Consider the following 10,918-nt stretch of genomic DNA (forward strand, 5'->3'; position numbering starts at 1 on the left):
GTGGGACGTGCGGGGAGCGTGGGGTACGTTCGCCCGCGTGACCACAGACGCACCCCAGACCGCACGGCCCGAGTCCGACGTCGACCGCATCGCCGACCGTTTCCTCGAGGAGTTCGTGGCGCTGAGCCCCATCACGGCCACCTACCTCGGCATCGCCGGCCACGACGAGGACCTCGACGACTTCTCGCCCGCCGGCCACGAGGCCCACGCCGAGCTGCGCCGCCGGACCCTGGCCGAGCTCGACGACGTGACCCCGGTGGACGACATCGACAAGGTGACCGTCGCGGCCATGCGCGAGCGCCTCGGCCTCGCCGAGGAGACCCACCAGGCGGGCCTGGACGAGATGGCGCTCAACGTCATCGCCTCGCCGCTGCAGGAGATCCGCGGCACCTTCGACCTGATGCCGACCGCCACCGACGAGGACTGGGGCGTCATCGCCCGCCGCCTGGCCAAGGTGCCGACCGCTCTCGACCAGTGGGTGGTGAGCCTGACCTCGGCCGCGGCCAAGGGCAACGTCGCACCGAAGCGCCAGGTCGAGGCCTGCGTCAAGCAGTGCGCGGACCTGACCGCCGACGACGGCTACTTCGCCAAGCTCCTCGCCGGCGCCCGGGTCGGCGACGACGAGCTGGCCGACCCGGTGCGCGCCGAGCTCGAGGCCGCAGTGACCGCGGCCTCCGAGGCCTACCGCGCGCTCGGCGACCGGCTGCGCGCCGAGCTCCTCGACCAGGCGCCCGAGTCCGACGCCTGCGGCCGCGAGCGCTACCAGCTGCTCTCCCGGGCGTTCCTCGGTGCGGTGGTCGACCTCGAGGAGACCTACCGGTGGGGCCAGGAGGAGCTCGCTCGCATCAGCGCCGAGATGCAGGAGGTCGCCGAGAAGATCAAGCCCGGCGCCACGGTGAAGGAGGCCATCGCCGCCCTCGACGCCGACCCGGCATACCAGCTGCACGGCACCGACGAGCTCAAGGCGTGGATGCAGACCAAGGCCGACGAGGCCATCGCCAACCTCGCCGGCACGCACTTCGACATCCCCGACCCGGTGCGCACGATCGAGTGCCTCATCGCGCCGACCCAGACCGGCGGCATCTACTACACCGGCCCCAGCGAGGACTTCTCGCGTCCGGGTCGCATGTGGTGGTCGGTGCCCAAGGGCGTCACCGAGTTCGGCACCTGGCGCGAGCTGACGACCGTCTACCACGAGGGCGTGCCGGGCCACCACCTCCAGGTCGCCCAGACGGTGTTCCGCTCCGAGCTGCTCAACCGGTGGCGCCGCATGTTCGCCTGGACCTCCGGCCACGGCGAGGGCTGGGCGCTCTACGCCGAGCGGCTCATGGCCGACCTCGGCTACATGGACGACCCGGGCAACCGGATGGGCCTGCTCGACGGCCAGTCGCTGCGGGCGGCCCGCGTGGTGCTCGACATCGGCTTCCACTGCGGTTTCGAGGCGCCGGAAGAGGTCGGCGGCGGCGAGTGGACCTACGACAAGGCGTGGCAGTTCCTCACCGCCCACGCCAACATGGACGAGGCGTTCCTGCGCTTCGAGCTCGACCGCTACCTCGGCTGGCCCGGCCAGGCGCCGGCCTACAAGATCGGCGAGCGGCTCTGGATGGAGCTGCGCGACGAGGTGCAGCGCCGCGAGGGTGACGACTTCGACATCAAGGCCTTCCACCGCCGCTCGCTCGACGTCGGCGGGGTGGGCCTCGACACCCTGCGCGAGGCCGTCCTCGGCCCGCTCGACTGAGGGTCCCCTCAGTCGGGAAGCTCGCTCGGCAGCACCACCGCGTCCACCAGCGCGCCGTTGCGGATCACGGTGACTTCCATCCGCTGGCCGATCGCGTCGGCGAACAGGCGCTTCTGCAGCGACTGGGCATCGCCGAGCGGGGCGCCGTCGATCGCGAGGACCAGATCCCCGGCGAGCAGGCCGCTCTGGGCGGCCGGGCTCCTCTCCACCACCTCGACGACGCGCAAGGCGCCGCGTTGCCCGTACCGCTCGGCCTGGGTGGGCGTCAGCCGTGCCGGGGTGCTCACCAGACCGAGGTACGCGCGCCGCACCCGCCCGTCGTGCATCAGCGCGTAGATGATCCGGTGGGTCGTGGCATTGATGGGCACCGCCATGCCGAGGCCCACTCCGGCGACGGCCGTGTTGATCCCGACGACGCGACCGCGGCTGTCGGCCAACGCGCCGCCGGAGCTGCCCGGGTTGAGGGCAGCGTCGGTCTGGATGACGTCCTCGATCAGGCGCGCCGTGGTGCGGGTTCGCACCGGCATGCTGCGGCCAAGCGCGCTCACCACGCCCGCCGTCACCGTGCCGGAGAGGCCCATCGGGTTGCCGACGGCCACCACGAGCGAGCCGACGAGGAGCGCACCCGCGTCGCCGTACTCCGGCGGGGCCGGCACCTCACGGTCGGCGCGGATGACGGCGATGTCGGACAGCGGGTCACGGCCCACGACGTGGAAGCGGGCGACCGTGCCGTCGGCGAACTCCGCAGTGCCCGCGCTGGCATCGCCGACGACGTGGGCGTTGGTGACCAGGTGCGAGTCGCCGGTCAGGACCACGGCCGACCCCGTCGACTCACCGCGGAGCGACCGGGTGCGCAACGCGGCGACCTTCGGCGTCAGCTGCGCCGCGACGGAGGTGACGACCGCCGAGTAGGCGTCCAGCGCGGCCGACTCCGCCGCCGGGTCAGTGCTCATGGCTGTGGAACGACCGGAGGACGCGGTGGGATTCCGGGGTTCACCGAGGGCGGAACGACGAGAAGGCGTCCACCGCAGCAGGGCGGACACTGGCTGTGACAGAGCACCCTGAAAGGGGAGGGAGAGCCCGATGCTGATCTACTCGATGAGTGTGTCGGTCGACGGCTTCATCGCCGACCGCGAGGGCGGGTTCGAGTGGTCGGTGCCCAGCGAGGAGCAGTTCCGTTTCCACGTCGAGCAGACGCGCGAGCTCGGCGGCTTTCTGTGCGGCCGAAGGCTGTACGAGACCATGCTGCCGTGGGAGACGGACTCCTCGATGCGCGACACCGAGCTCGAGGCCGCGTTCGCCGATGCCTGGTGTGCCATCCCGAAGGTGGTCTTCAGCCGCACGCTCGACAGCGTCGAGGGCAACGCCCGGCTCGCGAGGGCATCGCTGGCTGAGGAAGCCGCGGCGGCGCTCGCCGCGACCGACAAGGACGTCGCGATCGGCGGTGCGGGTCTGGCCGCTTCAGCGATCGAGCTCGGCCTCGTCGACGAGCTGCACATGTTCCGCAACCCGGTCGTCGTCGGTGGCGGCACGCCCTTCCTGCCGCCGGTGACCGAGGTCATCCCGCTGGCCCTGGTCGAGACCAGGACGTTCGGCTCGCGCGTCATCTACGAGCGGTACCGGCGCGTGCGCGACGACTCCGGCTGATACCGCCGTCAGTCGTCCATCGCCTCGATGCCAAGCTCGGCCAGCTCGGCCATGCGCTCGCGCAGGTGTCGGACCACCTCCGGCGGAGGAGGCTCCCAGCCGGTGACCTCCTCGACGACCCGCAGGGGCTCGGTCGTCCGGTAGGACCGGGTCGGGTTTCCCGGGAAGCGCTTGTCGGTGACGTTGGGGTCGTCCTCGATCGCGCCGAGGGGCTCGACCCGGAACACCCGACCCGGTCCCTCGCCGCGCGCGAGCTCGGCAGCCAGTGGCGCGCCCTCGCGTGAGGCCGTCAGGTAGAGGTGCTTGGCCTGACGTCCCGAACCGTAGTTCGAGCGCCAGCCCGGTGTGAGCAGGTCACCCGGACGCAGGTCGGCCCTGGTCCCGTGGAAGAACGGCCCGGGGTCGTCGACCACGCGCGGCGTCGGGGGTGGGTCCCGAAGCAGGCTGTCGAGCCGTTCCATGAGGGCCGCGACCCGGCTGCGCCCCTTCGGCGCCCGCGGGTAGCGGCTCAGCACGTCGAGGACGACCGGCACGGCCCGCTTGGCGGCGGCGGTGACCACGTACTCCGCGACCACCGGGTCATCGCCGCTTGCGAGCTCGGCAGCCCGGGCCGCATGGGCCGACGACCCCAGGATGTGGCGCACCTGCGTCGCCTTCGCCAGCGGGTGGAGGTATGCCGCCGCGGCGGCGTCCCCTGCGGCCATCGCTGCGTGCCGGGCGGCTTCGCTCGTGGCGTCCCTCGCTGCGCGGTGGGCGTCGGCCGCGGCAGTCCGTTGGAGGCGCGAACGGGGCGCCCCCTCGGCGAAGACGCGCGCGGCGTGGAGAGCCGCCGCCGGGCGAGGGTCATCGGGGCGGACCTTCCGGAAGAGGACGAGCGCAGGTTCGGCGCACGCCGCGGCATACCCGGCAATCGCCCGCAGCTCGTCCACCGTCAGCTCGAAGTCACCCCGGCGTGTCTGCATCTCCTGGAGTTTCGCACAGCACTGCTGCGTGGTTTGGGCGAAATCTGCCGTGTGCGCCTGTCCACGCCTTTACAGTTGTGCCCGCGCGGCCAGGGGGGCTGCGGCCGGCCGGCCCGTTGCCGCAGGACCCACCGGAGACACCTTGACGGCACGGCAGCGCAACACTCTGGGCTTCCTCGTTGCTGCAGTGATGACCATGGCCGCCATGCTCACGGGGGCAGCCGCTTCCTCGGCTGCCACCGTGGCTCCGGAGGCCCCGTGGGGCCTGCGCACGGTGGTCGGCGTCGACGGAGTGATGCTCAGCTGGACGCGCGGGTCCACGCAGACGGGCGGCACACCGACCTCGTATGTCGTTCATCGGCGGGCGAGTGGACATGACGCCGACTGGGTCGTCAGCACCTCCACGACCTCCAGCTCGTGGAGCTACGGCGACCGCGGCGCCCCTGTCGACGTCGACGTCGCCTACACCGTCACCGCCCGCAACTCCGCGGGGGACAGCGCCGAGTCGTCGCCCGTCACGGCGCGGGTGCCGGCCTGGGCCGGGCCCTACGACCCGGACCGCGTCTCGCTCACGCTGGTCTGGGACGAGGCTGCCGGGGGTGACGAGACCGAGCGCTCCACGGTGGTCGCGGACTCCACGAGCACGCCCGCCCTGACCCAGGGATGGGACAACGGCGTCTCCTTCTCCGCCGGCTCCTGGCGACAGGCGCTTGTGCTGCCTCGACACGTGCAGGACGGCACGTACGCCGTCGGTGACGGAGAGGGCCAGCTGCAGCTGCGGGCGATGGCAGGAGACTTCTGCGGCAGCGCGGCCGGAGGGGCGGCACCCGGCGGGACCGCGACGGTCTCCAGGGCCGCGGCGTCCATGGACGGCTTCTACGCGTCGATCAGCGTGGACGCGACCCTCGACTGCGAGAACGGGCACCGCCTGCGCGCCGAGCTGCGCTGGCACACCCCCGATCCGACTCGGGTCCTGACCGCACCGCGGCTGTCGCTGATGACCGCGGCTCCGGAGCAGTCGACCACCACGGACGTCGACGTGACGAACTCCGGCAGCGATCCTGTGGTGCTGGGAGCCGCCCGGCTCGTGGACGCCCCACTGTCCACGTCCGCGCCACTGGCCGTGGTGGGCTCGACCTGTGAGGGCCTGACGCTGGAGCCGGGAGCGGTGTGCACCGTGACCGTCGGCTATGCGGCGGGCCCGGCCGCATCTCCCGAGGGCAAGGGCGTCCTCAGCCTCTTGACCGATGTCGGCGAGTGGGAGCTGGGCGCGGTGGTCGGACAGCAGCCACCGGCCCACTCCGGGCCGCAGGCCCTGGCGGGGTCCAGCTCGCCCGGGCGGGTGAACCTGTCCTGGACGGCGCCCCGGACGCTGGACTCCCGCCTCATCGCCGGCTGGCGCGTCGAGGACGTGGTCGGCGGCACTCCGGTCGTCCTGCAGACCCGGACCGAGAGCCACCTCACGGCCACCTCGCTGACCGCGCCGAGCACCGGCGCGCACGCGCTGAGACTGGTCCTGCTGACGACCGATGGGCGCGAGGTCGCCTCCGAGCCGATCCCCCTCACCATCGCCTCGCGGTGGCTGCTGCTCACCACCCCCACCGGGGTGCGTGCCTACGACGCAGACGGTGGCGTCACCAACGGTGGCACCCTGGGCACCCGTGCGGCCTCCACCGATGGGATCGCCACGTCGCCGACCCGCACGTCGATCGCGGTCAGCGAGGGGCCCTACAGCGGGTACGTGAAGCTCCTCGGTCCCACCGGAAACGTGCTGCGCAGCCTGACGTACGACCCGACCTTCGCCGATGGGGAACCCGACGTCAGCCCGGACGGGTCGAAGGTGGTGTTGCTGCGCCGCGGCTACACCGGAGCGCAGACCAGGCCCTCCTCGCTGATCACGGTCCCCACCGCCGCGGGAGACCCCAGCGCGGTGCCGAGCTCCGTGGGGCTGTCCGACCCGGTCTGGACTCCGGACGGCGCCGCGCTGGTCGCCACGGAGGACTCCGGGGCCGGGGTGGTGCGGGTCGACCCCAGGACAGGCACTCGGACAGCGGTCCCGGGGACGAGGGGCGCTGCCGCGGTCGCCGTGTCCCGCACCGGGCGGCTCGCCTACGCCCTCACCGGCTGGGGCGGCTCGGGAGAGATCCGCATCATGAGTCTCAGCGGGGGCACGTCCGCCCTCGTCGGAGTCCACCCCGGTGCCACCGACCTCTCCTGGGACCCCACCGGAGCATGGCTCGCCGTCACGGGGGCGCCCTACGGCGAGACTCCGACCACGCAGCTGTTCGACCTCCGCGGGGCCCGCCCGGCACTGGTGCGAAGCTTGCCCGGGGGCTCCTCGGTGTCGTGGCTGGTCCCGCTCTCCGCCGCGCCGGCCGGCAGTGTGACCGGTGCGGCGTGGACCGCCTCGACCGCCAGTCTGTCCATCGGCGCGACCGACCCCGACGACGCCCCCGGCGGGCTCCGGCGGGAGTGCCGCCTGGACGCGGGCGCATGGTCGTCCTGCACCGCGACGTGGAAGCTCACCGGCCTCACGCCGGGACAACACACCGTCGCAGCGCGCGTCACCGACCCGAGCGGGCAGGTCTCCGCGGTCGCCCAACGGACGTGGTCTGTCGACACCCAGGCACCCACCGTCGCGCTCGGCGCGCTGCCCTCCGCCCTCACCAGCACCACGCTCAAGCTTGCGTGGACGGCCAAGGACAGCGGCGGCTCGGGCCTCAGCTCCATCGAGGCCCGCTACCGCAGCGCACCGGTCAACGGGAAGTTCGGGGCGCTCAGCTACCCCACCTCATGGCGTGCCCTGAAGGGCACCAGCCTGACGACCACGCTGACGGCCGGGCGGCACTACTGCTTCAGCGTCCGCGCGCGTGACACGGCAGGCAACACCGGCGCCTGGAGCGGTGAGCGCTGCACCTCCGTGACACTCGATGACCGGTCCCTCACTGCCTCATCAGGATGGACCAGAGGAATGAGCAGCGCGCACGCCTACGGCACCTACTCGCGGGCCGCCGCCAGCGGGCGGTCCCTCACCCGCACCTCGGTGCAGGCTCGTCGCATCTCGATCGTGGCGACCACCTGCCCGACCTGCGGCGCCGTGGACGTCTACCACGCGGGAATCCGGCTCGGCCGCGTCAGCCTGTACTCCGCCACGACCTCCTACCGCCAGGTCCGTTCGCTGCCACTTCAGTCCGTCACCCGCACCGGCAGTGTGGTGGTGCGGACCACCTCATCGAAGACGGTGATCCTCGACGGGATCGTGGTCTGGCACTGACGCAGCACCGTGGCGGCAAGCCCATCGACGTCGGCTCCCGTGGCTGGACGTGCTACCGGCCGGCCAGCTCGGCCACCATCGGGGCCAGCACCTCGGCGGAGTCGATGCCGACGACGAAGTACGAGTAGCCGATCTCCTCACGTCGCCTCTGGATCTCTTCGGCAGCGGCCGCCGGGTCATCCGGGAGCACGGCCAAGGAGTCCGATTCCCGCAACGAAACCGGATCGGTGTCCCGCGCGGATGCCATGAACGGCGCGACAGCGTCGCCGACGACCGGCACGTGCAGCGCCAGCTCGACGTCCCGCGCAGCGCGGAGGTCGCGGGCTATGCCGGCGACCGCGGCGCGAGTGTCGCTCGACAGCGCGGCGACGGTGACCGTGTCGGCGACCTCGACGGCAAGCGCTTGAGCTTTCGGCCCCCGAACCGCCATGACTACCGGGGTGTGGACATCGGGGCCGTCCAGGTCACGCAGCAACGCCACCGTTTCGCGCGCCTGGGCCAGCCGCTCCCTCGGTGACGCGGCGGGCATCCCAAGCTCTCGGAGCTCGTCCTCGATCCCGGGCCGCCCGGTGCCGATGCCCATCTCGAAGCGACCCTCGGTGAGCACCGACATCGAGTGCGCCTCCCACGCGGTGCTCCAGGCTGGGCGCAGCGGCGAGGCATAGACCCAGGTGCCGACGCAAAGGTCCGTCTGGGCCGCTGCAAACGCGAGGGTGGGAGCCGGCGCAGGCTGCCATTGCGGCACGTCGGGCATCAGCAGAGTCGAGTAGCCGCTGTCGGCGATGCGGCGCACCCGGTCCCGCCACGTGGGCACGTCAGTCAGCAGCGGGGCAACGACCCCGAACCGAAACGGTCTGGTCATGTCCGGACTCCGTTCACACAGGTGGGACAGACGGGGCAGCTCGGCCGGTGAGCCCCCAGGCCATCACTCCTCTGCCGCTGCTGCCTGGGCGATGATGTCGGCCAGCTCGGCCGGCCGGCTCCACATCGGCCAGTGACCAGTCGGCAGGTCGACAAGCTCCAGCCGCCTGTGCTGCAGGACGCCGGCCAGGAACGGCATCCCCTGCTCGGCGTAGGAGCGGTACTCGGCAGCCGGGAACGCGGTGCACACGATGGTGCCCGGCACGTCGAGACGACGCTGGTCGGAGAGCCTCACGACGTCGCGGAGGGAGGCTGCGGGTTGCGGAACGGCACGCTCACGGAAGGTGGCCAGCTGCTCCTCGCTCAGACCCGCCATCGATCCCTGCTCGAGCTCCTCGTCGTACTGGGCTGAGAGCGGGTGCTCGCTGCCCCTCACATCGGGGTCGATGGCATACCCGTCCACGACCGGGGCGGTGTCGACCCAGACGACGTGGTCGACCTCGTCCACGTGCCGGTCCAGGGCGACGGTTGCGGGGACGGCTGCTCCGCTGTGCGCGACCAGCACCGTGCGAGCGCCCTGCGGAGCGAGCGCGAGCGCGGCCTCGATCGCGGCGACGTGGTCCTCCAGACGCACGGAGCCGCGATCGGGATGGTCGGGCTCGAGGCCCGGCAGGGTGAGGGCGAGCGCCGTCACACCGCGCTCGCGCAGGTGGGCGACGACGTCGTCCCAGGCCCAGGCACCGAGCCAGAAGCCGGGAATGAGGACGACGTGGGCGGGTACCTCGGCGTTGGGGGTGCTGCTCATGGCGCCATTGTGCTGCCTGGCGCGGGGCCGGCGCGGTCTGACGCGGTGGCAACACTGATGTCACCGGCTCACGCCGCCGTCCACACGTCGATGGGCGGCGGCGCCCAGATCCCGTGCCGGTCACCTGAGCCGCCGAGGCGATCGGTCCTGGGCCGGACGCCTGCCGACGCCCGGCCAGCATCCCCATCCCTGCAGGCCGGGCGTCAAGAGGTGACGAGGAACGACGTCATGCCGCGCGGGCCGGAGGTGGCCGGGCCGAGGGTGCCGACCACCGCCGCTGCGGCGAGCAGCGCCGGCAGCAGGACGTGTGGGACCTGACGAGCCATGACGGGGCACCCTCCTCGACAGGACGGGTACCTGCTGCGGGAGGCCCACTGCTGGACGTCCCGCAGCAGGCTGCTCATCAGCTGCCGACCGCTGCCTGCGCGTCGACGACGCCGTAGCCGTAGGCAGGCGTCCAGGTGCCACGGCTGCCGGTGCCCGGCGTGACCGCGGTGCCGAGCAGGGCGTCCTCGACCTGGTCGACCGTGCGGCCCTGCGCGTAGAGCAGCGCCGCGACACCGGCGACGTGCGGGGTGGCCATCGAGGTGCCGGCGTAGGCGTCGTAGTCGGCCTGGCCGCACGCCGAGGAGCCGGTGCCCTTCGGCACGGTCGACCAGATGTCGTCGTCGCAGCTGGTCAGGCCGGCGCCGCCGGGTGCCGAGACTGACTTGAAGTCGGTCTTGTTCGGCAGCTCGGAGTACCACGAGTGCAGCCCGTTGCGGTCGGTGGCGCCCACGCAGATGCCCTCACTGGTGAAGGCCGGGTCGTTGCACAGGGCGGTCGAGCTGTTGCCCGCTGCAGCGACGGTGAGCACACCCTTGGAGCGGGCGTAGGCGATGGCCTCCTGCATGGCGGAGTCGAGCCCGGTGATCGCGAACGCCTGGCCGCCGGGGATCGAGCCGAGCGAGAGGTTGATGACGTCGGCGCCGTGGTCGGCGGCCCAGCGGATGCCGTCGCCGATGTCCTCGCCGGAGCCCGAGCCGTCCTCGAGCACCTTGACGGGGAGGATCTTGGTCGAGGGCGCCACGCCGACCACGCCGACACCGTTGCCGCGCACGGCCGCGACGGTGCCGGCGACGTGGGTGCCGTGCTCGTCGGCGTTGTTCTGGCCGTCCGGGCCGCGGAAGTCACCGTTGCCGCAGGGACGCTGGCCCTTGGCGCAGCCAGTGAAGGTGGCGCCCTGGAGGATCTGGCCCTGCAGGTCGGGCTGGGAGAAGTCGATGCCGGTGTCGACCACTGCCACCACGGTGCCGGTGCCCGTGCTGCTGGCCCAGGCCTGCTCAGCCTTCACCTGCTGCAGGCCCCAGAGCTTCCCGTAGAGCGGGTCGTTGGTGGCCGCCAGGGCGGTGGGTGCCGTGGACAGGACGCCGGCCAGGGCGAGCGCCCCTGCGGCGGCGGCACCGGTGAGTGCACGAGGTCGCATGGTTGAACCTTTCGGGGGTCGTCGGTCGTGCGCAGGTGAGGTCCACCCGCCCACTGCCCAACGAGGCGCCCTGCCCCAGGACACGGCATACCGGACATTTTGACCATCCCTTGACCTCCCGTGGCGGCCGTGATCGGTTCCGAGGGCGCGGAGTCAGCTGCGTGGA

Annotated in this window: 9 protein-coding genes; 3 read left to right on the top strand and 6 right to left on the bottom strand. The window is 72.3% G+C overall.

The window, feature by feature from the left end; translation table 11 throughout:
* Positions 1 to 37 precede the first annotated feature (37 nt).
* Positions 38 to 1,738, top strand: a complete 1,701-nt coding sequence (locus tag P2F65_RS16065; RefSeq protein WP_275809981.1) for a DUF885 domain-containing protein — start codon at positions 38 to 40, stop codon at positions 1,736 to 1,738.
* An 8-nt stretch (positions 1,739 to 1,746) separates the two neighbouring features.
* On the opposite strand, the gene P2F65_RS16070 is transcribed toward P2F65_RS16065, so the two are convergent.
* On the bottom strand, positions 1,747 to 2,691 hold the full coding sequence (locus tag P2F65_RS16070) for a trypsin-like peptidase domain-containing protein (RefSeq protein WP_275809984.1): 945 nt from the start codon (positions 2,689 to 2,691) through the stop codon (positions 1,747 to 1,749).
* Positions 2,692 to 2,821: 130 nt separating this feature from the next.
* Between P2F65_RS16070 and P2F65_RS16075 the strand changes: the two genes are divergently transcribed.
* The gene (locus P2F65_RS16075) at positions 2,822 to 3,385 is read left to right on the top strand and encodes a dihydrofolate reductase family protein (protein WP_275809987.1); all 564 of its coding nucleotides are present in this window, start codon (positions 2,822 to 2,824) and stop codon (positions 3,383 to 3,385) included.
* Between the two features lie 8 nt (positions 3,386 to 3,393).
* Here P2F65_RS16075 and arr read toward each other — a convergent pair whose 3' ends face one another.
* Positions 3,394 to 4,347: an NAD(+)--rifampin ADP-ribosyltransferase gene (gene arr, locus P2F65_RS18470; protein WP_345803705.1), complete on the bottom strand. Its 954-nt coding sequence runs from the start codon at positions 4,345 to 4,347 to the stop codon at positions 3,394 to 3,396.
* Positions 4,348 to 4,543: 196 nt separating this feature from the next.
* Between arr and P2F65_RS16085 the strand changes: the two genes are divergently transcribed.
* Entirely contained in the window at positions 4,544 to 7,621 is a 3,078-nt protein-coding gene (locus tag P2F65_RS16085) for a hypothetical protein (RefSeq protein ID WP_275809990.1), read from the top strand.
* Between the two features lie 52 nt (positions 7,622 to 7,673).
* On the opposite strand, the gene P2F65_RS16090 is transcribed toward P2F65_RS16085, so the two are convergent.
* The 4 genes from P2F65_RS16090 to P2F65_RS16105 all read right to left on the bottom strand — a co-directional run bounded on the left by P2F65_RS16090 (position 7,674) and on the right by P2F65_RS16105 (position 10,752).
* Positions 7,674 to 8,483 (bottom strand): LLM class flavin-dependent oxidoreductase, encoded by an 810-nt coding sequence (locus tag P2F65_RS16090; protein ID WP_275809993.1) that lies wholly within the window; start codon positions 8,481 to 8,483, stop codon positions 7,674 to 7,676.
* 63 nt (positions 8,484 to 8,546) lie between these two features.
* Positions 8,547 to 9,287 carry an alpha/beta fold hydrolase gene (locus P2F65_RS16095; RefSeq protein WP_275809996.1) on the bottom strand — a complete coding sequence of 247 codons (741 nt, stop codon included), beginning with the start codon at positions 9,285 to 9,287 and terminating at the stop codon, positions 8,547 to 8,549.
* 203 nt (positions 9,288 to 9,490) lie between these two features.
* The gene (locus P2F65_RS16100; RefSeq protein WP_275809999.1) at positions 9,491 to 9,613 is read right to left on the bottom strand and encodes a hypothetical protein; all 123 of its coding nucleotides are present in this window, start codon (positions 9,611 to 9,613) and stop codon (positions 9,491 to 9,493) included.
* Between the two features lie 77 nt (positions 9,614 to 9,690).
* Positions 9,691 to 10,752: a S8 family serine peptidase gene (locus P2F65_RS16105; protein WP_275810002.1), complete on the bottom strand. Its 1,062-nt coding sequence runs from the start codon at positions 10,750 to 10,752 to the stop codon at positions 9,691 to 9,693.
* Positions 10,753 to 10,918: the final 166 nt, after the last annotated feature.

The organism is Knoellia sp. p5-6-4 (assembly GCF_029222705.1).
GTDB lineage: Bacteria > Actinomycetota > Actinomycetes > Actinomycetales > Dermatophilaceae > Pedococcus_A.